Origin of the sequence: Bradyrhizobium sp. NBAIM14, from assembly GCF_020193895.1 — a bacterium.
Classification (GTDB): domain Bacteria; phylum Pseudomonadota; class Alphaproteobacteria; order Rhizobiales; family Xanthobacteraceae; genus Bradyrhizobium; species Bradyrhizobium yuanmingense.
Map to the genome: position 1 here is coordinate 44,783 of NZ_JADYVQ010000013.1, position 21,341 is coordinate 66,123.

Below are 21,341 nucleotides of genomic sequence, written 5' to 3' on the forward strand. Positions count from 1 at the left end.
TTCACGGCCTAGTTGGAATCAGGAGCTTCAGATGGATCGAACGGCGGGCAAGGCGGCGCCAAAGGCATCGGTCTGGCGGTCGCGCGGCGACTGGCGGCAGAGGGGGCTACGGTCATCATCACGGGTCGCGCGCCCGATCAGGTCAACGCCGCGGTTGGGCAGATCGGTCATGGCTCCCAAGGGATCTCGGCCGATGCGGCATCGCCGCAGGATCTGGAGCGCGTGGTGGCCGAAATCCAGGAAACGCACGGTCGCGTCGACGCGCTTGTGTTCAATGCGGGGATGAGCGAACCGGCATCGCTGAAGGAGGTGACCCCCGATCACTTCGATCGGCATTTCTCAACGTCCGCGGCGCCATGCTCGGATTGCAAGCAGCGCTCAAGGCCCTCGGCGAAAGGCGCCGCCGTCGTCCTGATAGGGTCCATCGCCAGTTCGATCGGTCTGCCGAACTACGGCACCTATGCCGCGACCAAGGCGGCACTGCGCTCCTACGCCGGGACATGGGCGGCCGAACTCGCTCCGTGCGGCATACGTGTGTCCTGTCGCCGGCATCGACAGACACGGACATGATGGCTCGCGTGCCCGAGGAGACGCGGGCGGCGATTATCGCCACCATCCCGCTCGGCCGCATGGCGAAGCCCGAGGAGGTCGCGGCAGCGGCCCTCTTTCTGCTGAGCGACGAGGCGAGCTTCATCACTGGGGTCGAATTGTTCGTGGACGGAGGCATGGGACAGGTCTGCCCCGGCCGCCTGTGAAGGGCAGCGTTGGTGGAAGGATGCGGAGTTCACCCTTCGTGATCAGTTTCCCGTCGGTTTCGCTGCGCCAGGGTGGATCGCACACAAGGCGGTGCCACCCAGCACCAAAGCACGCGCCAACGGTCATCTTTCCGACCGGTGCCTGGTCTCAAATGGTCGTCATACAATGACGCCAAATACGCGACCGCCTGGTCCACATATTCCGGCACGTCGTACATGTCGTAGTGGTCAGCACCATCGATCACGACGAAGTCGCGCCGATTGCGCGCGCGCTCCCACAATCCGCCTCCCGCCTCGTACGAAAAGGTCGTGCCGAGCTTGCCGCCGAGGATAACCTGGAGCGGCTGGACCAACAGTTCCCCGACAAGGTGAAAGGCGTCGTATCCGATACCAGCCGCTTCCAGTAGCCCAGAGGCACGTAGATGCCCGGGACGTGACTCGGCGCGTCGTGCACCAAGAGCTTGCTGCAGAACTTGAAAAAGAACGGCTCTGCGCCAAGGCGATACCCGTCGCAGCTTTCGTCGGCCGCGACCTTCGCGAGTTCGGCCGCGGCGGCATCCATGCGTGCGATTTCCTCGGCCAATTGTTCGTCGGGTCGGTATCCTTTTTCGCCATCGGTGCCGGCAAACATCTTATACTGCACGAAGACGACCGACTTCAGCGTCTCGTTCACGTATATGAGGTCGACGCCCAATTGCTGTTCTAGCGGCAACTTGTTCGCCAAAATGACGGTCAACTTTGTTTCGCCGTTCGTGAAGAGCTTGGCCGGATATCGTTGCCTTCTGACGAACTTCCAGTCTTCGTTCGTTTCGTCGAGATCCTGAAGGATCACCAGGTCTTCGATCGAGGTAACGTCCTCGACGCTGTCAAAGATCGACGTCACCGACGCCGATGCGTCGTCAAGCTGCGGCGAGATTTCTAGTTGCTCCTTCGGTATCCGCGCAATCTCCAGGGAAGTCACTACAGCGTCGCGCTGGTAGGCCCAATTGATCTTGGCCGATGAGGGCGTGGGGTCAGGCAGCGGAGAACTGCGATCCACCAGGCCATCGGCAATGGCGGCAGAGTCAGGGTCGACCAGACGAAAGGCATCCATGATCGCCTGGAATGCGGATGACGACGCGTGGCCGCCATCGAGCGCGGATCTTGCACGCCAAGCCTGCCTACCCTCCAGCTTGGACTTCAGCCTCGCCACGCTGACCGGCTTTGCGAACGGCGTCACGTTCCAAAGGTCGAGCTTGTCCTTGCCCGACTCGGCCGGGTGGTACACGACACTACGCGCCACATGGGTGAGGTAACCCTTTTTGGTGCTGAAGAAGCACAGCATCCAGCGCCGGCGCAGTGCCGCCGGAATTTTCGGAACGGCCTGGCTGCAAGTGCTTTCTGCATCTAGATCGCTTTGAAGCTCCTCCAATCGTGCCGGCGAGATGGAGAGAACATAGCCGTGCTCGGGAATCCACGGAAAGCGCGCTTCCAGGTATTGATTTCCCGACGGCGGCAATTGCGACCTCATGAAAGGTCGCGCTCAGAGAATCGCTCTGTTCGCTATGATTTAGGCCAGCGGCCTCCTTGCAATTCTGTAGCCCACCACTTCGACCGCCCGCAACCTTTAAACGAACGGTCCATCGACCCCAACCATGCGGGGTTTCTTCGATTCCGGGATTCCGGATGGACGGTCCGCCAGGGCCTGATCGCAATTCCACCGGCGCACCAAATGCGTCTTCAGAGCGACGATCCGAAATGTCGGTCGATCGCGTTCGCAACAGCGCCGTCTCCGCGTCTTCCTTTGCCTTGACGAATGCGGGACTCGTAGGTGTCGCCGACCAGATGGAGGTTTTGCCTGTCGAGGAAGGCAGCGACATCGGCGCGGAATCTCAGGCGCAGGTGCTGGCCGACCGGAACCAGAGTCCAGTCGCGGCGCTGCTTGGCCTGCAACTCCCGCAGCGACTTCTCGCGCTCCGGCGCAGAACCCGGATTGGCGCGCTGCGCGGCCACCATCTCGTCGAAGACAAGGCCCGCCAGAGCTGAGATCTGTTACTGGGTAAGCTGGTCCGGCTGCCGCCCGACGATGTTGCGGCGCCAGGCGCGCTCCAGCCGAAGCTTTTCCTCCTGGCACCGCAGGAAGGCCTCGTCGTAGTCGGTGGTACCGAGCGAAATCTTGATCTGGGCTCGGTCACCGAAGAAGCCGCGGTATTTTTCCGGAATCCTTCGAAACCAGAACTTCCGGCTCTGGTTTTCCGAGTTACGAGCATTCTATGGTGTTCACTTTTGTGTACCACCGGGCCGTTTGCTAATGCCTTATTTTGCCGAAGCAAATTTAGTCTGCTTGGCGTTCGGAGAGGCTGGCGGAGAGAGCGGGACTCCTTTCCGGCATTTCAAACCGACCCATCTGACGCCTTGACCGTCCCCGCTCGGACCTGAACAGACCAGAGCTTCAACCCTTTACCAAGCTGTTTCGCGCCGCCGCACTTAAAGGGAGTGTTCTACAAAACTCCGGCATGCGAGAAGGCCAAAGCCAAGAGGTTGATCCGAGGGATCTCGGCGATCCACATCGTGTCGTCGTTAGAATCGACGCTAATTCCGAGCCGCACTCACGAGCTCAACTTGTTGGATCTGTGACCGACATAGTGCGGTCGGGGAAAACGACCCTCCGGGCGCCGTCCGCGCTGGTCGTACAGTGACCCAGCGTGCCCACAAATTTTCCTTACGACCGCATTTACGCCGACGCTGTGCCACTCGGTCCGGTACAGGGTGCGGGACAGTACGCTCGCTCTTCGCGATCGATTGGCTACTCGAGGTTTTCCACCGTATCCACCGGCTCGCAAGCCCTGCACGAGTAGCCCGACACACGCTGCACGAGATAGCTCTTGGAGGTTCGTTAGAACCTCAGGAGCCAATAGAATGGGATACACGCACTACTGGAAGCAAACGCGCTGGATCGAGGCCGCCGAGTGGCGGCGGATGCTCGACGACGTCAAAAGGATCGTCGACTGCGGGGCCGACACGCTCGGCATCGAGATCGGTGACGGTCAGGGCACCGCGAACTCGGTCCCCTTCTACAAAGACGACTGCATCCTCTTCAACGGGGTCGAAAAGGCCGGTTACTCGGGCTTCCTGATCGAGTTGCGGACGAAGCGCCTGGCGCCGCCGACCGAAGACTGGACGGACTTCTGCAAGACCGAGCGGAAGCCGTACGACGGCATCGTCACCGCGTGTCTTTGCTATCTTTCGACCGCGACTAGGGTCGTCGGTCCTGACGGAAACGGCGTGTTCGGCACCGAAGCGTTCCATGCCACTTCTGACGGGAGGGGCAAGGATTTCCTCGCGGGGCTTGAGATCGCGCGGCAGGCGTTGCCGCATCTCGCGGACCGGCTCGATCTGCCGCTCGGCGTCATGGCTGGCGATCTGCGGACCTCGCCGTGGATCTACACGAAGTGCCGGGAATACTACGACATCCTGTTCTGCGCGGACGGACACGGGTACGTACTGAGCAGGAAGACCAACGAAAGCGCCTACTTCGAGACCCATGCCGAGCTTGCGGCCTTTCTCGCGGATCACGCTCGGGTCGTTTTCCGGAAGGGACGTCCGGACGGGGGATACGGCAGGACCGAGGTCAACATCTGGGAAGCCTCGGGCCTGTTCGACCAGCAGCGGGACCGGCGGGTCGCCAAGGCGCAGCGGGCGGCGTTGTCGAAGCTCTTTCCGTCCGACGCGCGCCATCCGCCGGCTTTCGTCAGGCCCGAAGAGTTCGCCCACGGCGGTCGCACGCGCAACCTGTTCGACCTCCTGCCCGACCGCCCGCGGCCGGGCCGCGGCCCGCTCATCTGACGACGCGACCTGATCGCGTTAAGGGTGCCGGTTCTCCGGCATTGCAACTCCCGACCTGCCGTGGCAGGCTAGGGCTACCCTAGGGGCTACACCCGGGGGCTACACCAGAGACCTCTGGCGTGCAGTAAGACCTGATTTTACGGGGCTTTCTCGAAGCCGCTTTATTATGGCGGAGAGGGAGGGATTCCCGTTTAAGCGGTATTCTTCTCGTCTGAAATCAGCGACTTGGTATGACAGCCCTCTCACCCCCGATCGCCATCTAGAGCAGCTATCATCGCGCTTCCTGTGTGGATTTTTCCCGAACGCGGCCGCTTACGACGATGCTGCGAACCGAGCTCTTATGAGAGCACGCTTGCAAGAAAAAGGCATAGCCTACATCCGCAGACATCCGACCTACGGTTTAGGAAAAATTCGATCCGGTGGTTTTGGGCCATTTCAACTCAGTGAACGCGCGGCGCAGCCGTTGCGTGCCCTTGGCCTCGCCACCGCCGGCAATGATTTCCTCGATTGGGATCGTGGCGCCGGAGAGCACGACGGCCAGCTCGGTGAGCGCATCGGGGAAATCCACGCTCAAGATCGCGCGTGCATGGGAGAGACATTCGATCACGAACCCGCGCGCCTTCAGATCATCGATGGTGGGCATTTTCGTCTCCGGCATGGCGCGACGGTAGCCGATTCGCCGATTTTGAGTCGCGGACTCGCAAGCGGAATCTTTGCCGATTTCCACGGGATAACTTGGGGTTAGCAGGCTGCCGGATGCCGGATTCCGTGCCGGGCGTGCTATTGTGCAGCCGCGAATCGAGCTCTCGCGAGCTTTCGATCTCCTACGAGGCCGGACACGGGCAGCCGCCTGATGGCCCGGGGCGCATCCCGCGCTCCGTTCTCGGAAAGGAGATAAAAATGCGAGTGAGTTGTTCGATAGAGCAGCCGGTGTCGGTCACGGACTATATCCGGGTCCGCTTCGGTAAGTTGGAGTACGTTCGTGCGCATTGCCGGTCCCTCCCGAACCGCTAAGCGGAACGGAAGGAAACCGGCGTTGGTAGCGTCGTAGCGTAACGGGAGTCGGTCAGTTGCACCTGGCCGCTCCCACCCCTCTCAACCATCACTGGCAGAGATTGTTCGCCGGCGGAATCCAACACCGCATTCATTCCCAGCGGAAATGAAGGTGGAACTCCCGGCATATCTGAAATCCTCACGGTCCCCCACGGCGCTGATTCGCGCCCCCCGATCGGATTTATCCTACGCCGCTTTTCGCGGAATGCGCAAATGCTGCGTAAGTCGAATCCGCGCGGCGAATCAAATCAATAGCTTGCGCCGGGAAAACTCCCGGCATAGTACAATCGGGTGCGGAGTCGAGCCCTCAAGCCCGGACACGACGCGTCCGTGCTTACTGCCCTCCCGGCCATATTGCGATCGGGGAGGTTCTGTTATGGTACGCTTCGAGCATATTAGCAAAGCAGCGACCTCGCGCACCATGTAACCAGGCTTATAGAAAACCGGGTGCATGGATATGCGCCAGCGACGAACAGGCGGGCAGCCGGCGTCGGTGTGGAAAGGAGCTGAAAAGCGGAACCTACTACGCTCCTCGTCCCGAAAAGCAGCACCGCGCCGCGAAAGCCCAAGGCTACACGAAGTAGCAGCAGAGCCGCCGAGAGGCGGCTTTTGCTTGACAGCCAAAAACAAAAACGCGCCCCGAGCGGAGCGCGCAAGTGATTCAGATCTGGCGATCCCGGCATGACTCGAACGTGCGACCTACGGTTTAGGAAACCGCGTAATGGCATGATGAATCAATGCGTTAATGCTCCGGTGTTGCAGATGCGTTGCAGGCTCGATTTCGGGTGCCAAGGCCCCCTCCCTTGAGATCCGAGAAGAAGACCCGCGGACGCGATGACGCATTCGACGAATTCATCTTAGCTTACACCGTTGGACCTGAGACAGCCGGGCTCGTAGATCCGGAACGGTCCGCTACGCAGGTTGCTGACGAGACCGCCGGCTTCTCCGTCAGGCGTGTGCCGGCGGACAGTCCGAAAGCTTGTAGTCCCAATCCACCAGGAGATCGGCCGTTCCGGAGCGATATAGGCAAGGCTCCGTAGGACGAACTGACCACGCGGACCGCATGGGCGTTGCCTTTGAACACACGCGTCTTGTCGAACTCGGGCTGGCTTCGGCGGGGCTCGATGAACATCAGGCGCCGGCTCATCAGCCGGTGACAATTAAACGCTCGTCCGCCGCAATCTGGTCAGATCGCGCGTGCCTTCGGCGTAAAGCTTCGAGGACCGGCCTCCGAGGCCGTCAATCATTCCATTGTATAGATGAAGCGGGCCTCCGAGTTCAGGAGGTAAAGCAAAGAGCGAGAGACAGTTATGGATCGCTGGCAAGCGATCCGTGCGTTCGTCAAGGTCGCGGAGGCGGAGAGCTTCGCGGAAGGCGCTCGGCTCCTTCACATGAGTGCACCGGCGGTGACCAGGGCCGTTGCGGCTCTCGAGGAAACGATTGGCATTCGATTTTTCGTTCGAACGACCCGCTCGGTCAAGCTCACCGAATCCGGATCCCGGTATTTCGACGATTGCCGTCGCATCTTGTCCGACATCGTCGACGGGGAAGCGGCGGCCGCGGGATCGCTTGCAAAGCCATCCGGCAGGCTTGCGGTTACCGCCTCCGCTCTTTTCGGGCAGATGTGCGTACTACCGATCATGACGGAGTATCTCGACGCTCATCCAACGATGTCCGGTAGAGCTTTGTTCCTGGATCGGCCGTGAACATCGTTGAGGAGGGGATCGATGTCGCGATTCGGATCGGGCACCTACCGGATTCCGGCTTCAGCGCGATCAAGGTCGGCACAGTGAGACGCGTGATTTGCGGAACGCCGTCCTACTTCGAGAAGAATGGTATTCCTGTCACCCCTTCAGATCTGAAGGATCATCGCATCGTAACGTCCACGAGCGCCTGGGCCTCGCCGGAATGCCGATTAGCGCGTGACGAGCGTATCATGGTCCGGACCTAGAGTGTAACACAAATGAGGCCGCGATCGCCACAGCAGAGGCCGGTTTGGGATTGACGCGGGTGCTTCACGATCAGATCGGCCCAGCGCTCGTCGAAGGTAAATTGCAGACTACTCTCGGCGAATACGAAGAGCCCCCTCTCCCAATCCCCGTGCTTCATCCGGAATGTCGTCATGCACCGGCCAAGGTCCAGGCGTTCCTTGAAGTTGCTGTACCGCGGCTTCGCTCAAACCGCCTCCTGAACTGAAGCTGCGGCAGGCTTGGGCGCGCTCCCCACTTTGTGAACGAACGATCAAACTTCTTGATCGCGGGCCTCCGTCGTATTCTGCACGTGGACGACGACAGCCTCATCGTGTCCGGTTCGACTGCTGTAGAATACCAGCCCCATGAGGCCAATTCCGACCAGAAGCGAAAAGAACGTCCCGAGTGCCAATGCGATCCAACCGTCCAGCGACATCCGGACATCGCCTGCTGACGTCCAGCCCAGCATGGCGACTACGATTGAAAACAGCAGCAATCCAAAAAGGACTCCGATCGTCGCAATGGCACCAATGCCGAATTTACGTTCTTGCGTCATGTCAGTTTCAGACATTTCTGTCTCCATCCTTTGATGCGGCTGTCCTCTGCATCAGGTGGCGCCGCTGGTTGCTCTGTCTGTTCACAACGATGCCCCGTCCCGCGGCCGGCCGGAACGATCGATCTCAACAGTTCATTGCTGTCGAAACTGCAACAATTATCGACTTGAGACGGGACCGGGACAGCTCGCCGCTGCGCTTTAGTGGCGCTGGCGCAGAAAGGCTGCTTTCGATGGATGATCGCGCAGACACGATTCCGTCACTTCTCAGTCTGAAGGCTGCCGCACCGGGAGGGGTGGCCTCCTCGGTCGGGAGCTTTTTGCCAGATCGGAATCGCTTGACATGACCGGGCTGACGCAGGCACAAAGTAGAAATCTCGACCATGAACCGAAACATGTTCTCACCGCTTGGCTGGGGCGGAGTGATATCGGTTTGCGACAGAAGCAATGGATAAGACGAACCACAGCCGCGCTCAGAACTGGACGACCAATCTGGTCCAGCCGACCGAGCGCTTCGCCTACTATCGCGAAGTGGTCTGTCAAGCTTTCATGAAAATGACACCGGAGGCCCCCGCGGCACCCGAGTTCTCGGCGAGTGGCCAAAGTATTGCTCTCGGTACCGGTGCGCTCAATAGGGTTGTCGTTTATCCTCCGCATAGGACCTTACGCACCATTGCCGATGTTAAGGCGGCGGATAGACGCGGGTTTTATCTGAACTACCGGCTTGCCGGGCGTAGCCTGGTTCAGCAGGCCGGTATCGACATGGTGGCGTCGCCAGGACAAGTCTGCCTCATCGATAGCGATCGCCCGTTTTCGCTGACCCACCACCCGGCACGATCGACAAGCGTCACCTCGTTCTGGATGCCCGCAGAGGCACTTTACGAGCGGCTCGAACCGTCATTCGACATCAAACCGGCTCGGCTCTCCGACGATCCACATGTGGGTCCACTGATTACCGAGACGGCGCGCACCTTGAACCTCCACGCGCTTCAGATGTCCCCCGATGATGCCGGACGATTGTTCGAGGCTCTGCTTGACCTTGTTGCCCTAGCGCTGTCATGTGAGAGCCGCTCGACCATACGAGAGTCGTCGTCAGTCGCCGACGCAACCACCCTCGCCGTCAAGCGCGCGATCGAAGTTCGGCTGAACAAGCCGGGACTGAGGGTTTCCGATATCGCCGCCGCAGTCGGCATCAGCGAGCGCTATGTGCATATGCTTTTCGCGCGAGCCGGCACGACCTTTCGCGATCATGTCATGCAGCGGCGTCTCGACAGCGTAGCCGCGAGTTTGCGCGCTCCCGAATTCGCGTCCGCCGATATCGGAGCAATTGCATTTGAATGGGGGTTTGCCGATCTATCTCATTTCACTCGTAATTTTAGGAAGCGATTTGGGATGCGCCCACGCGATTGGCGTACCCCCTAAAGCGCGATGAGATTTGGGATGAATCGTCATCGCGCTTTCTGCTGTTGTTTGCGCATGATCTTTCCGAAACCGCTTCGCACTTTTCCCTCCGACGGCTGGATTCGGGCGGCTGCCTATACCTATGTATAGATGGCTGCGTCGGCTCAGCAGCTACCTTTGCCGCCAGGCAAGATGAAGACCAAGCAAGCGTCGCTTGGTCCTACCCGGAGCGGGTGATGGAAAACGCAGACTACGACCGATTGATGAGGGCGAACATCGTGCGTGTCTTCGGCGAGAGGGATGTCGCCAAACGGATGGCGGCAATCCGCGAGCTGTATGCAGAAGACGCGGCCGTTTACGAGCCGGACCACGAGGCTATCGGTGCAGAAGCAATCAGTGCCACAGTTTCGAACCTTCTCACAACCCTGCCAAAAGAGTTTGTTTTCACTCCCATTGGCCCGGCAACAGGTCACCACGAGGTAGCTCGGCTACGTTGGCGCGCTGGTGTCCCGGATGGGCCAGCCGCCGCAAGCGGGACCGACGTCGCACATTTCAGGGCTGGACGCATCCAATCGCTCTACGTTTTCCTCGACCCCACGGTTTCCAAGGATTGAGACGACCACCCCGATCGATCGCATCCTGACCGGAGGCCAGTCGATCTGGGTTTCTCCTCGGATTCTGTCGCTCGCAGGCAGCGTCGTTCTTGCCCCTTGCAGGCTCACCGAGACAAGAACGAGGGCAGCGCCCGCGACGGAATAGGGCCGCCGACCTGCGACCAACATCAATCAGATTCTAAGTCGTCCGGAGACGTTTGCGTAGTCGTGCGCCGAGCCGAACGTCCGGCATCAAGCTCTGCTCCTGATCAGCCGAAATCGGCCTTGAAGTGCTCAAGCCACTTGTCGCGCGGCCCCGGTCATTAAGGGCGCGTAGTCGCTTTGTTCGCGATCGACTTCAACACGTTCGACATTGCCTCTACTGCTGGCTTTGTGTTGTCGGCAAGGCTATGGCGGCGGGCGATGAATGCAGGATCGTTGTAGGAAACGTATGTGGTCCCGTTTTCGTCCTGCCAGACGAGAGCCTTCAAAGGAAGATCAATGCCGGCAGTCTGTTGAGACTGCATCAAAGGTGTACCTCCCTTCGCGGCACCAAAGATAAGGAGGTCGGTCGGCCTCAATGGAAGCCCGATCGCGGCAGCACCTTCGGCGTGATCGATGTGGGCGAACACCGTCATGCCCCTTGCTTTGACCTCGGCTTCAAGCCGCCTCATGGTCTCGGCAGCACCGAAGCTGCTGGACAAGGTGATAATTCCGTCTGCCGACATCGACTTAACTCCAGATAACAAGAGACCAACGATACAGAGGATGGCTCCGAAGAAATTCGCCCTCATTTCGTCTTGAACAGCTTCGCCGGATCGAATGCCGGATCGGGCACGAACCCGTTCCTGTTGGGCATCCGGACATTTGGCAGGCTCTCCCGGTCGAGCTTGCCATCCGCTGCCACGATGCCATTCAAGCTCAAGATGTAAGCCGCCACCGCATAGGTATCGTCGTTGCTGAGCGAACCAGGAGCCTGGTAGGGCATTGCCCTATGGATGTAATCGAATAGCGTGGTTGCGTAGGGCCAGTAGCTGCCGACGGTCTTCACCGGAGCATCGGATGCCAGCGTTCCCTGCCCTCCGACAAGACGATCCTTGATCCCACCGACGCCGTTCTCACCATGGCAAGCGGCGCAATTCTCCGCGAAAACCTGTCTGCCGCGGGCTGCCGTCCCGCTCCCTGGCGGCAATCCGGTTCCATCAGGCCTGACGTCTATGTTCCACAAGGCGATCTCCTGTGGCGTCGCCGGGCGGCCGAAATCGTAGCTGATAACGGGGTCGCGGGCGAGAACGGGCGTCACGAGCGCGAGTGCACCACAAGCCAGGAGCGCTCGATCAATCCAGGACATTGCGGACCTTCCCCTTGTCGTCGATGCTCCAGGTCTGTTGCGCGCTGTAGTGAAACAGCGCGTTCGTGCCCACCGCGGCGATGAACGATTTCCGATCCGGCTGAACATTGCCCTTCTCGTCGGTAGACCGACTGACAATCTTGGTTGGCTTTCCGTCCCAGACCCAGTCTATCTGAAACCGGGTTTGAGCCTTCGGAAGAGCGGGAAGATTGAGCTTCGCCTCCTTCCAGCTCTTTGCCCCATCCGCAGAAACCTCGACCTTGACGATCTTGCCGTGGCCGCTCCAAGCAAGGCCCGTGATACGCTGATAGCCAGGGCGGATCACCATGGTTCCGGAAGGAGAGGTGATAACCGAGTTCGTTTCCATCCGGAGTTGGAACTGGGTCGCCCTACCGTCCGGACGTAGCTGAGTGTATCTGGCCGTCTCCCATCGGGTCATCCAAGGCTGATCGCCGAACTTGAGACGGCGCAGCCATTTGATGTTCAGGTTGCCCTCAAATCCCGGCATGATCAGTCGTATCGGAAAGCCGTGGGCCGGGCGTAGCGGCTCGCCGTTCTGCCCGTAAGCGACGAAGGCCTCGTCCAGGATTTCGTCGGTGAGCGGAATGCTGCGAGCAACACCGGCAGCGTCTCCACCTTCTGCAAGCAACCAATGGGCGTCTCTTTCACGGCCGACCAGCTCGGCTAGGAACCTCAAGGGAACTCCAGTCCACTCGTTCGTGCTGACCAAACCGTGGGTGTTCTGCACGCTGAGACTTTCGTCCGCCTTCTTCCAGTTCTCCCAACCGTTGCCGGTGCATTCAATGAAGACCGTGCGAGTGACCGACGGCATAGCCTTCAGATCTTCGACCGTGAACACCAACGGCTTGCGAACCATGCCATCCGCCAGCAATCGATGCTTGACAGGATCGATGTCCGGCGCGCCTGAATGGCTCCTCTCGTAATGTAGATCCGACGGAGTGATACTGCCGTAGAGCTTATCGAGCGGCGTCTTGGAGTTGATCGCATCGCTCGGATCGACGTTCCTTTTGCCAGGCCCAGCTTCGGGAATGCGGGCCAGGGTGACATATTTGGAACGTTCGCTGCGGGCGCCCAGATCGGCTCCGACCTCCCGTGGAGGCACATCGGCAAGGGACTCTGCGGCAGCGCGAGTAGAAACAATGCTCCCGGCGACTCCTGCCGAACCGGCGATGAACTTCCTGCGAGACAGATCGGACATCTTGTCCAGCCCGCCCCACGCGGGCGATTGATCTTTGCTCGACATCCTTATCCCTCGCTCTACACGGCCCCGTCAGACATTGTCGGTCTGCACGAGCTTGCGAAACTATACCGAGGTATGGTCTGACGTACCCTCGGCGCTCGAACCGTGCACGCTTGCGCCGAGCATCCTTACGACAGAGTCGGTAGCCAACAATGCGTTCGCCAGCCACCTGAAGTTCAGGAGCGCTGCCGAATAGCCGTCACCCTCCGGGATCCTGCTTCCTGCAGTCGCATCGCGTACGACGGCGACTTCGAATCCATGTTCGACGAAGTCCCGCAGGTGCGATTCTACGCAGAAGTTCGCGGCCATGCCTGCCAGAATCACCTGATCCACCTTGAGCTTGCGCAACTGGAAGATGGTATCGTTGGTCTGCGGTCCGGCGATCTTGTGCGGCGAGCACACGATTGTCCGGCCATCCTCAATGAGATCCTTGAGCTCCGGGAGCCAATCGGCTCCCGAACAGACGAATCCGTCCACGGACAACGGGCCTGGCCGATCAAACATGCGGAGCTTGTGCATAAGTGCCTCGCCTGGCGCAGCAAAGCTCCATCGGTGATCGTGCGGATAATAGTAGTGAGGCGATATGACGATCGGCAGATTTGCATCTCGCGCCGCCACGAAGAGGCGCCCCAGATTGTTCACTGTATCGAGCTCGGTAATGCTGTCCTTGAACACCTCCCAGGCAGCACCCTTCGGACTCAGAAAATCGATCTGGGGGTCGGTTATCACCAGCGCCGCCCGCGAAACATCCAACGCGAATGGTACGTGTGGAAGCGCAGGATTGGCCGGATCGGCGTAACGCTTAAGGTCTGGTGGCATGGAATTCCCCTTCAAAATACTCGCGCCATCTCTACTTCTGAATGAATGCCAATATGTCGGCATTCAGTCTGTCGGCGTTCGTCGTCAACATGCCGTGTGGAAATCCTTCGTAGACCTTGAGCTCACCTTGCTTCAACTGCTTGACGCTCAGCAGCGCCGAATTCGCGATCGGCACGACCTGGTCATCATTGCCGTGCATAACCAGAACCGGCACGTCGATGCGCGCCAGATCCTCGGTGAAATCGGTTTCCGACCAGACCGCAATGCAGTCGTACTGCGCCTTCGCCGCCCCCATCATCGACTGACGCCACCAGTTCCAAATTGCCGCTTCCAAGACCTTGGCACCTGCTCTGTTGAAGCCGTAGAACGGACCGCGAGCGATATCGAGATAGAATTGAGCGCGATTGGCAAAGAGCGCGTCGCGCAGGCCATCGAAAACCTCCTTGGGCAATCCGTTCGGGTTGCTCTGCTTCTTCAGCATCACCGGCGGAATCGCGCCGACAAGGACCGCTTTCGAAACTCGCCCAGGCTTGGCTTGGGCAACATATCGTGTAGCTTCGCCGCCTCCGGTCGAGTGACCCACGTGAACCACGCCGCTCAAATCGAGGTGATCGACGAGCGCCGCGACATCCGCAGCGTAAGTGTTCATGTCCGTTCCCGCGTCTGTCTGAGACGAGCGCCCGTGCCCGCGGCGGTCATGGGCGATGACGCGAAATCCCTTCTCCAGGAAGTAAAGCATCTGAGGGTCCCACTCATCAGAACTCAAAGGCCATCCGTGGTGGAAGAAGATGGGCGGAGCGTCCTTGGGACCCCAATCCTTGTAAAAGAGATTGATCCCATCGCTCATGGTCAAAGTGTTCAAGATCGCCTCCGTCAATCGCCTGCAAAGTAGTCAGGGCAGTATGGATCAGCGCCGGCTCCAGCCCAATCATACCTAGGAATGCTTGCGACCGAGCACCGACTGGACTGTCCTCGGTTCTGTTGACCAGCACTTCCAAAGGAGAACTTATGAAAAAGCTGCTGCTCTTGTCGCTCATCGCGATCGTGGGCTTCGTATCGCCGGGCCTCATCGGCCCGACATACGCCAAGGAGGACCGCGCGGTGCTCAAGCCACCGGTCACCGTGCACTACCGTTCAAAGACTATCGACGGCGTGAAAATGTTCTACCGTGAAGCCGGTCCGGGCGACGGCCCGGTCGTGCTTCTGCTCCACGGCTTTCCGACGTCTTCGCACATGTTCCGCAATCTCATTCCCTTGCTGGCCGATCGCTACCATGTCGTCGCTCCGGACTATCCTGGCTTCGGTGAGAGCGACGCGCCAGATCACACAAAGTTCGCGTACACGTTTGGCCACTTCGCCGACATGGTGGACACGCTGATGCAACAGCTTGGGACCCATAAATACGCGATGTACGTCATGGACTACGGAGCGCCGGTCGGCTATCGGCTCGCCCTCAAGCATCCGGACCGGGTTAGCGCTCTGATCGTTCAGAACGGCAACGCTTATGAAGAGGGTTTGCGTGACTTCTGGAACCCGATTAAGACCTATTGGGGTGATAATTCGGAGAAGAATCGCGAGGCGCTGGCTGGCCTAGTCAAGCTCGAGACGACCAAATTCCAGTACACCGACGGCGTGAAGGATCTGACGCGGATCAGCCCGGACAACTGGGTGCATGACCAAGCCGGGCTTGACAGACCGGGCAACAAAGACATCCAGCTCGATCTCTTCAAGGATTACGGCACCAACGTGCCCCTTTACCCCAAGTTTCAGGCATACTTCCGCGAGCGCAAACCGCCCACGCTGATCGTGTGGGGAAAGAACGACAAAATCTTCCCTGAGGAGGGTGCCCATCCCTACCTCCGTGATCTTCCCAAGGCCGAGATGCACATTCTCGACACAGGGCACTTTGCCCTCGAGGACAAGTTGGACGAGATGGCGCCGCTGATCAGAAGCTTTCTCGATCGACATGTGGCCAACACGGAACGATGACGGCCATCCAAACCTGCTTGAGCGCGGTAATCCCGCGCTCAAGCGCCTCGGAAGCAAGCCGTAGCCGGTTCAACCGCTCAGATCACCTTGTAGGTCGTGATAGAATACGTATCAGGACCTGTTGCGGAGAGCTTCTGTCATTCTCACGAGCGCAGCCAGCGAGCGGGCACCCATCTTCTTCATGACGTTGCTGCGGTGAATTTTGACCGTAATCTCGCTAATGGCCATTTTGAACGCGATCTGCTTGTTCATTTGCCCCTCCACGACATGAGAAAGGACTTCGCGTTCGCGGGCCGAAAGGCTGCTCAGACGCTCCTTGAGATCGGCGAACTCTTTTTCCTGAGCACGATTCTCTGCGTCGAGAGAGAGAGCCGAAGTCACGGCGTTCAATAGGTGCTGATCGTCAAACGGCTTGGGCAGAAAGTCCACTGCTCCCGCCTTCATGCCCTGCACCGTCGTTGGAATATCGCCCTGGCCGCTCATCAAGACGACAGGCATCAGTATTCCGGAATCGATCAGACGCCTTTGCAGATCGATCCCACTCACGTCCGGCAAACAGACGTCGAGGACGAGGCAGCCGGGTGACCGCGCGTTTCCAGATTTGATGAATTCCTCCGCGGCCCTGAACTGGCGCACGTTGTGCCCTTCCGATATCAACAGTTCGCCCAAGGCAACACGGAAGCCTTCGTCGTCGTCGATGATATGCACGGACGGAGCCTCACTCCGCCCGGCAGAAGCAGTAATCACCATTCGTCCCTTCGACCTCCGGGTTGATTTCGATCCGCATGCTCATCGGAACCCGATCGAAAGGGCCCGACCGTCATTGCTTGCCGCCCAGCTTCCTGATGTTCCCTACGAGAACCAAGGGGCTGCAGTTTTCCGGGTGACGGCTGCTGCATAGTTGGGTCAGCGTCGACACCGCGACCATTTGCCTCGGATCGCTCCGGCGTCGCCGATTGGGGCGTCTCATCCACCGCACGAATCCACAAAGGCAATGTGCACCCGAATTCAGCTCCGCCACCCTCGCAATTGCGGGCCCTCAAGGTGCCGTCGTGGGCTTCGATCACGGATTTGCTGATCATCAAACCCATTCCGGTCCCTTCTTCTTTCGTCGTGAAGAAGGAATCGAAGATTCGGTTGAAGATCTGTTCGGATATACCAAGTCCGGTGTCACGGACCTTGATGGTCGCGCACCCCTCGGAGTGAGCCAGAGCGACGATGAGCCTTCGCTGACCAATCCCTTGCTCGCGCAGTGCATGCACGGCGTTCAACACGAGATTGGCCAAAGCTTGCTGCAGGGCCACCCGATCGCCAAGGATCCAAACTTCGGTGGTGGGCTTGTTAACCAACAATTCGGCTCCGACATCGGCAATGTCCTGAGCGAGGAGTTCCAGAACGTCTTCGATCAAGCCGATCACGCCGAGTGGCGCGGGCCGCCTTCGTCGCCCCGCGACGAGTTCTTTGGTCTCCCGCACGATGTCGGCTGCTCGATCCCCCTCGCGGACCACCCGTTCGGCCGCCGACAAGGCCGCGCCGACGTCGGGTACTTCGCGACGCAGATAGCGGAGACATGTCTGGGCATTCAGAAGGATCGCGCCGATCGGCTGATTGAGTTCATGCGCAATCGCTGCCGACACCGTTCCGACGGACGCGACGCGAGTCGCCCGGGCCAACTCGGCGTTTGCCGCCATCAGGGCGTTGTTGGCCGCCTCCCTTGCGCTGACATCGACCAGCGTCACGATCACGGATCCGGCGCCAGCCCCCTTCAGATTGATTGAAGCGCCGAGAATGACATCCACTTTCTTGCCGTCGACCCTGGTGATGCGGCCACCACCGTCGTAGTATTCCTTGCCGGTCCACATCACCTGCAACAGTTCGAGCAGGCAATCGTCGTCGACGGCAACTGAAGCAATCGTTCTCGGAATTAAATCTACGCCCGGCTTCATGCCGAAATGAACGAACATCGCATCGTTCATGTCGAGCAGGCGGACATTCTCCTTCAAATTGGACAAGAAACCGGGCGTTTCGCGACTGAACTGCACCACGTCGACCACGCCCCTGGCCTTGAGGTTGTCCAGGAAGGGCAGCGCGGGCGAAAAGTCGACCTCCAGAATCGGAAATCGGCTTCGCGTGAAGATTGACTCATACCTCCACTCGCACGCCTGCCGTGCTGCGGCGATTCTTGAAAGAAGCAGACCCGCGACCGCAAGAGCGATGAGCTCTTCTGAGAGCCGCACGACCCCTGCCCAATTGGCAGCCGTCCGCGCGTTCACGACGAAGGCGGCAATCGTCAGCAGTGCAGCTATTGCACTGATCCCGACCAGCCCAGTCTCTCGTCCATTGCGCGAAGTCACGAGCAGCTGCGCGAGAAGGTAGAGAAGGATCGGGCTCGCGGTGTGGCCCACGATCAGATCGAGATAAAACGCCGCAGCGGCAAGTCCGGCCGCCCACAGCAAACTTGTGTATTGCCAGGGGCTGCGACACCTGTTGCGGTTGGGCTCCCGGCGAGGTTTGGCAGCCTGTAAGCTTGCCGCCCACCTGCCGGGGTCGCCGGAGGCATCGAACTCCGTGGAAGTATCGGTATCAAAATACCGCTTATCTGCAAGTTTAGGCATTTCGTGGTAGGTGTAACGACGAGATCATCCCATGCGTACCTCCAAGAGCATGAACGTCATCGCGAATTCCTGCTTGGCCAGGACCGAAGCTAATTGTTCTGGGAGTGAAAAATTGCCTGGGAAATCTGGAGATCTCCTTCATCGAAGCTGGACGACAGCCGCCGTCAAGCCGTCAGAACGGTTTGCTTACTACCGCGAGGCGATCTGCCAAGCCTTCATGAGAGTAACGCCCGAGTGTCCCTCCGGCATTGAGTTTTCTGCAAACGGCCAGAGTATCGGCTTGGGAAATGGTGCGCTGAATCGCGTCCAATTTCCGGCGCACACCACGATACGCTCGCGAGCCGACGTTGCGGCATCCGACCGTCGCGGTTTCTATCTCAATCTCAGGCTCGCCGGCGAAAGTGTTGTCGAACAAGCTGGCTGCACCTTCGTTCAGTCGCCCGGCCAAGTGTCGATCATAGACAGCGACCGGCCGTTCAGGTTTGCTCATCAACCGTCGGAGCCCATCAAGGTCGCTTCTTTCTGGGTGCCCGCAGATAATCTGCGCGAGCGACTGGGACCGGCGTTCGACATCAAGCCCGTTCAATTGTCCGGCGATCCTCATCTTGGATCGTTGATTACCGAGACGGCCCGCACGCTGAACGCCAAGGCCTTCTCGATGGAGGCCAACGAAGCTGCGCGCTTGTTCGAGGTCCTTCTTGAACTCGTCGCTCTAGGCCTGAGGCGCGAAAGCCATGGAGTGAAGGAATCGACGTCGATCGCGCATGCAACCTTGCTGTCGGTCAAGCGCGCAATCGAGACGAAACTGCACGAGCCCGGCCTGAAGGCCGTCGATGTCGCGGCTGCAGCAGGCGTAAGCGAGCGCTATGTACATATGCTCCTTGCCAGGACAGGAACGACCTTCTCGGACTACCTGATGGAGCGGCGGCTCGATGGAGCTGCTGCGGATTTGCGCAAAGTCGACCCCCTCAATCAGAACGTCGGAAACATCGCGTTCGACTGGGGGTTCGTCGACCTGTCCCATTTCTCGCGACGTTTCAAGCAACGATTCGGAATGCGACCGAGAGACTGGCGGAACCAGAAATAACCTAGGGGACGTCCGTCCCCCGTCCGGCGCGCAGCGTTGAGGTGCATTCAGCTCACCCTGGTCACCGGCAGATGACGCCCGTTGCGTCGCAACGTGTGACCCGGTCCATGCTGCATCTCCAGCTAGACGAAGGTATGGGTGAATTCCACGCCCTGCACCATATCATCGGCCGGCAATTGCTCAAATTAACAGCATGGCGGCGGGTGTGGACCAACTTGCAACAATCGCACTCGTCGATGACGATCGAGGGTTCCGCGAAGCTCTGGAGGGCCTCATCCTTTCGCATGGATATAGGGTCTGGGCCTTCGCATCCGCTCGCGCTTTCCTGGTCTCGGCGGAAAGATCTAAGGTAGATTGCATTATTCTGGACGCGCGCATGCCCGGCATGAGCGGCCTCGAACTTCAGGCCAGGCTGAACCAGGAAGGCGTCTCCACTCCGATTATATTCCTTACTTCGTACGCTGATCCGGTTATGAAGCGTCAAGCCCTTGATGAGGGCGCAATGGGCTTCTTCGGCAAGCCAGTAGATCATATGGCATTGCTGGAGTGCATCCGTCTTTGTCTCGCGAGAGGGCGGGGGCCATCACGGGCATGAGCGCGCGCCCGACACACGGGCCTCATCATACTCGCGTATGAGTGCCTGGAAGCCCCCTGCCGCCCTACTCTTCTTCCGCGAGTTCATCGGCCCAATCCACCGATGGCGGCATCTGCGTCGGCGTCCCATTGCGGCGCGTAACGCTCGCAATCGCTCAGCCGCGGAAATCATATTCACGGAGAAGGACTCAACCATGCACAAGAAAGCTTTCACACCCGAAACGGCCGCCATGATCTTGATTGATCATCAGCTCGGAACGATGTCCTGGACTCACTCTCACGACATAAACCTTGTGAAGTTGAACACGATAAAGCTTGCCAAAATTGCCAAGGCATCCGGCATGCCGACAGTCCTCACGACGAGCATGGAAGAACATGCGCAGGGTCCTCTGCTTTCGGATATCCAAGAAATTCTTCCCGACGCTTTCGCCTCACGGATCAGGCGTCCCGGCATCGTAAATGCCATGCATCACCAGGGTTTCAACGACGCAGTCAAGGCGACCGGTCGAACGAAGCTGTACGTCGCGGGGATCACAACCGAAATCTGCGTTCTCTTTCCCGTTTTGCAGATGATTGATGAAGGATACGAAGTCCAGGTTTCGGCCGACGCATCGGCATCCTACACGAAATTCGGCGACGACATTGCGCTTCGGCGCATGGAAAACGCGGGCGCCATCATCACCACAATGGACCAGATCGTCTCCGAATTGGCAGTCGATTGGACCCAGCCGCTCGGAAGCAAGCTGAGCGGAATTCTCAACTATCATTAATGTTTGGACCAACAAGGCGAGCTCCGAGGGCCCGGCGTTTCAGCATGGACTGCAGCCGATATTCCTCCGCAGTCCATATCGGCCCGAGTGGCACGCTCCGGGTCTCGGACGGTCGGGCGAGATGATTGATAAATACTCAGACCATTCCGCTAACGAGCGCACTTTCTTGGCTTGGATACGAACCGGGATCGCAATGATCGCATTCGGTTTCGCTATCGGCAAAGTCAACCTGCTGATTTGGAGCCTCGAACAGCGGGTCGCCGTCCCGCCTGGTCATAACACCTGCCCCTGGTCGAGATCTTTCGGTCACCTCGACGGTCTATTGCTGGTCTTCGGTGGGATGTCACTCATCGCGGTCGCGACTAGGCGATTCGTGCGCATCCGAAGGCTCATCGATGCGTCGGAAGTTCATTCGGCTGGAGGCGTACTCGCCGAACTTGGAGTTTCGATCGTCGTGATCATGGCCACTATTGCCGCCTTCATCAGCCTTCAATTATAGCTCTCGTTTCCCTTCAGGCCAGCCTGGGGCGAATGATCTCAACGGCGCCCCCGTGATCCGGATTGCCGCACTTGAAACTGCGCTTCAATTTCATCGTCTTTAGGGCCGTGCTCCTTTTTGGCGCGCTTGATTCGTCCACCCAAGTGACGACGCCAAAGGCACCACGTTTATTTAAGCCAAGCTAGTCTTGCGATTGTCGGCGCGGT

At 59.2% G+C, this 21,341-nt stretch carries 20 protein-coding genes and 2 pseudogenes; 11 read left to right on the top strand and 11 right to left on the bottom strand.

Going from position 1 to position 21,341, the window contains the following annotated elements; translation table 11 throughout:
- The first annotated feature begins 12 nt into the window (after positions 1 to 12).
- A pseudogene (locus tag I6F28_RS25760) lies at positions 13 to 755 on the top strand (SDR family NAD(P)-dependent oxidoreductase).
- Between the two features lie 241 nt (positions 756 to 996).
- Here I6F28_RS25760 and I6F28_RS25765 read toward each other — a convergent pair.
- On the bottom strand, positions 997 to 2,265 hold the full coding sequence (locus I6F28_RS25765) for a hypothetical protein (protein WP_225141725.1): 1,269 nt from the start codon (positions 2,263 to 2,265) through the stop codon (positions 997 to 999).
- A 227-nt stretch (positions 2,266 to 2,492) separates the two neighbouring features.
- Here I6F28_RS25765 and I6F28_RS25770 point away from each other — a divergent pair, with 227 nt between their 5' ends.
- Complete coding sequence (locus tag I6F28_RS25770) at positions 2,493 to 2,780, top strand: hypothetical protein (RefSeq protein ID WP_225141726.1); 288 nt, start codon at positions 2,493 to 2,495, stop codon at positions 2,778 to 2,780.
- Positions 2,781 to 2,786: 6 nt separating this feature from the next.
- Here the strand turns inward: I6F28_RS25770 and I6F28_RS37850 are convergent, their stop codons facing one another.
- Positions 2,787 to 2,957: a DUF6538 domain-containing protein gene (locus I6F28_RS37850; protein ID WP_524536117.1), complete on the bottom strand. Its 171-nt coding sequence runs from the start codon at positions 2,955 to 2,957 to the stop codon at positions 2,787 to 2,789.
- 696 nt (positions 2,958 to 3,653) lie between these two features.
- On the opposite strand from I6F28_RS37850, the gene I6F28_RS25775 reads away from it, so the two are divergent.
- Positions 3,654 to 4,580 carry a hypothetical protein gene (locus tag I6F28_RS25775; protein WP_225141727.1) on the top strand — a complete coding sequence of 309 codons (927 nt, stop codon included), beginning with the start codon at positions 3,654 to 3,656 and terminating at the stop codon, positions 4,578 to 4,580.
- Positions 4,581 to 4,980: 400 nt separating this feature from the next.
- Here I6F28_RS25775 and I6F28_RS25780 read toward each other — a convergent pair whose 3' ends face one another.
- Positions 4,981 to 5,307, bottom strand: coding sequence for a BglII/BstYI family type II restriction endonuclease (locus I6F28_RS25780; RefSeq protein WP_225141728.1), 327 nt, complete (start codon positions 5,305 to 5,307; stop codon positions 4,981 to 4,983).
- 1,636 nt (positions 5,308 to 6,943) lie between these two features.
- Here I6F28_RS25780 and I6F28_RS25785 point away from each other — a divergent pair.
- Positions 6,944 to 7,829 (top strand): annotated as a pseudogene (locus tag I6F28_RS25785) (LysR substrate-binding domain-containing protein).
- A 45-nt stretch (positions 7,830 to 7,874) separates the two neighbouring features.
- Here the strand turns inward: I6F28_RS25785 and I6F28_RS25790 are convergent.
- Complete coding sequence (locus I6F28_RS25790) at positions 7,875 to 8,174, bottom strand: hypothetical protein (protein WP_225141729.1); 300 nt, start codon at positions 8,172 to 8,174, stop codon at positions 7,875 to 7,877.
- A gap of 429 nt (positions 8,175 to 8,603) precedes the next feature.
- Between I6F28_RS25790 and I6F28_RS25795 the strand changes: the two genes are divergently transcribed.
- Both I6F28_RS25795 and I6F28_RS25800 read left to right on the top strand, forming a co-directional pair.
- Positions 8,604 to 9,578, top strand: coding sequence for a helix-turn-helix domain-containing protein (locus I6F28_RS25795; protein ID WP_225141730.1), 975 nt, complete (start codon positions 8,604 to 8,606; stop codon positions 9,576 to 9,578).
- A gap of 215 nt (positions 9,579 to 9,793) precedes the next feature.
- Positions 9,794 to 10,171, top strand: coding sequence for a nuclear transport factor 2 family protein (locus I6F28_RS25800; RefSeq protein ID WP_225141731.1), 378 nt, complete (start codon positions 9,794 to 9,796; stop codon positions 10,169 to 10,171).
- Between the two features lie 302 nt (positions 10,172 to 10,473).
- Here the strand turns inward: I6F28_RS25800 and I6F28_RS25805 are convergent, their stop codons facing one another.
- From I6F28_RS25805 to I6F28_RS25825, 5 genes are all read right to left on the bottom strand, one after another.
- The gene (locus I6F28_RS25805; protein WP_225141732.1) at positions 10,474 to 10,878 is read right to left on the bottom strand and encodes a DUF302 domain-containing protein; all 405 of its coding nucleotides are present in this window, start codon (positions 10,876 to 10,878) and stop codon (positions 10,474 to 10,476) included.
- Positions 10,879 to 10,940: 62 nt separating this feature from the next.
- Positions 10,941 to 11,501: a c-type cytochrome gene (locus tag I6F28_RS25810; RefSeq protein ID WP_225141734.1), complete on the bottom strand. Its 561-nt coding sequence runs from the start codon at positions 11,499 to 11,501 to the stop codon at positions 10,941 to 10,943.
- Complete coding sequence (gene soxC, locus I6F28_RS25815) at positions 11,488 to 12,765, bottom strand: sulfite dehydrogenase (RefSeq protein ID WP_225141736.1); 1,278 nt, start codon at positions 12,763 to 12,765, stop codon at positions 11,488 to 11,490. The genes I6F28_RS25810 and soxC overlap by 14 nt, the downstream gene beginning before the upstream one ends.
- 60 nt (positions 12,766 to 12,825) lie before the next feature.
- Positions 12,826 to 13,581 carry a cysteine hydrolase family protein gene (locus tag I6F28_RS25820; protein ID WP_225141738.1) on the bottom strand — a complete coding sequence of 252 codons (756 nt, stop codon included), beginning with the start codon at positions 13,579 to 13,581 and terminating at the stop codon, positions 12,826 to 12,828.
- Between the two features lie 31 nt (positions 13,582 to 13,612).
- Entirely contained in the window at positions 13,613 to 14,428 is an 816-nt protein-coding gene (locus tag I6F28_RS25825) for an alpha/beta fold hydrolase (protein ID WP_524536118.1), read from the bottom strand.
- Between the two features lie 161 nt (positions 14,429 to 14,589).
- Here I6F28_RS25825 and I6F28_RS25830 point away from each other — a divergent pair, with 161 nt between their 5' ends.
- A complete protein-coding gene (locus I6F28_RS25830) occupies positions 14,590 to 15,570 on the top strand; it encodes an alpha/beta fold hydrolase (protein ID WP_225141742.1) in 981 nt (326 codons plus the stop codon).
- 111 nt (positions 15,571 to 15,681) lie between these two features.
- On the opposite strand, the gene I6F28_RS25835 is transcribed toward I6F28_RS25830, so the two are convergent.
- Together I6F28_RS25835 and I6F28_RS25840 are read right to left on the bottom strand one after the other, a co-directional pair.
- Positions 15,682 to 16,278 (bottom strand): response regulator transcription factor, encoded by a 597-nt coding sequence (locus tag I6F28_RS25835; protein ID WP_225141744.1) that lies wholly within the window; start codon positions 16,276 to 16,278, stop codon positions 15,682 to 15,684.
- 35 nt (positions 16,279 to 16,313) lie between these two features.
- Positions 16,314 to 18,026, bottom strand: a complete 1,713-nt coding sequence (locus tag I6F28_RS25840) for a sensor histidine kinase (RefSeq protein ID WP_225141746.1) — start codon at positions 18,024 to 18,026, stop codon at positions 16,314 to 16,316.
- A 271-nt stretch (positions 18,027 to 18,297) separates the two neighbouring features.
- Here I6F28_RS25840 and I6F28_RS25845 point away from each other — a divergent pair, with 271 nt between their 5' ends.
- From I6F28_RS25845 to I6F28_RS25860, 4 genes are all read left to right on the top strand, one after another.
- Entirely contained in the window at positions 18,298 to 19,272 is a 975-nt protein-coding gene (locus I6F28_RS25845) for a helix-turn-helix transcriptional regulator (RefSeq protein WP_524536119.1), read from the top strand.
- 193 nt (positions 19,273 to 19,465) lie between these two features.
- Complete coding sequence (locus tag I6F28_RS25850; RefSeq protein WP_225141749.1) at positions 19,466 to 19,867, top strand: response regulator transcription factor; 402 nt, start codon at positions 19,466 to 19,468, stop codon at positions 19,865 to 19,867.
- A gap of 193 nt (positions 19,868 to 20,060) precedes the next feature.
- Positions 20,061 to 20,636: an isochorismatase family protein gene (locus tag I6F28_RS25855; protein ID WP_225141751.1), complete on the top strand. Its 576-nt coding sequence runs from the start codon at positions 20,061 to 20,063 to the stop codon at positions 20,634 to 20,636.
- Positions 20,637 to 20,757: 121 nt separating this feature from the next.
- Positions 20,758 to 21,135 (top strand): YidH family protein, encoded by a 378-nt coding sequence (locus I6F28_RS25860; protein WP_225141752.1) that lies wholly within the window; start codon positions 20,758 to 20,760, stop codon positions 21,133 to 21,135.
- The last annotated feature ends 206 nt before the right edge of the window (positions 21,136 to 21,341 follow it).

Bases quoted from the DNA above. Each gene is read 5' to 3' on its own strand.
- I6F28_RS25860 (WP_225141752.1), top strand. From the start codon at position 20,758: ATGATTGATAAATACTCAGACCATTCCGCTAACGAGCGCACTTTCTTG.
- I6F28_RS25770 (WP_225141726.1), top strand. From the start codon at position 2,493: ATGTCGGTCGATCGCGTTCGCAACAGCGCCGTCTCCGCGTCTTCCTTT.
- I6F28_RS25855 (WP_225141751.1), top strand. From the start codon at position 20,061: ATGCACAAGAAAGCTTTCACACCCGAAACGGCCGCCATGATCTTGATT.
- I6F28_RS25800 (WP_225141731.1), top strand. From the start codon at position 9,794: ATGGAAAACGCAGACTACGACCGATTGATGAGGGCGAACATCGTGCGT.
- I6F28_RS25765 (WP_225141725.1), bottom strand. From the start codon at position 2,265: ATGAGGTCGCAATTGCCGCCGTCGGGAAATCAATACCTGGAAGCGCGC.
- I6F28_RS25810 (WP_225141734.1), bottom strand. From the start codon at position 11,501: ATGTCCTGGATTGATCGAGCGCTCCTGGCTTGTGGTGCACTCGCGCTC.
- I6F28_RS25775 (WP_225141727.1), top strand. From the start codon at position 3,654: ATGGGATACACGCACTACTGGAAGCAAACGCGCTGGATCGAGGCCGCC.
- I6F28_RS25825 (WP_524536118.1), bottom strand. From the start codon at position 14,428: ATGAGCGATGGGATCAATCTCTTTTACAAGGATTGGGGTCCCAAGGAC.
- I6F28_RS25830 (WP_225141742.1), top strand. From the start codon at position 14,590: ATGAAAAAGCTGCTGCTCTTGTCGCTCATCGCGATCGTGGGCTTCGTA.
- I6F28_RS25805 (WP_225141732.1), bottom strand. From the start codon at position 10,878: ATGTCGGCAGACGGAATTATCACCTTGTCCAGCAGCTTCGGTGCTGCC.
- I6F28_RS25790 (WP_225141729.1), bottom strand. From the start codon at position 8,174: ATGTCTGAAACTGACATGACGCAAGAACGTAAATTCGGCATTGGTGCC.
- I6F28_RS25820 (WP_225141738.1), bottom strand. From the start codon at position 13,581: ATGCCACCAGACCTTAAGCGTTACGCCGATCCGGCCAATCCTGCGCTT.
- I6F28_RS25850 (WP_225141749.1), top strand. From the start codon at position 19,466: ATGGCGGCGGGTGTGGACCAACTTGCAACAATCGCACTCGTCGATGAC.
- soxC (WP_225141736.1), bottom strand. From the start codon at position 12,765: ATGTCGAGCAAAGATCAATCGCCCGCGTGGGGCGGGCTGGACAAGATG.
- I6F28_RS25795 (WP_225141730.1), top strand. From the start codon at position 8,604: ATGGATAAGACGAACCACAGCCGCGCTCAGAACTGGACGACCAATCTG.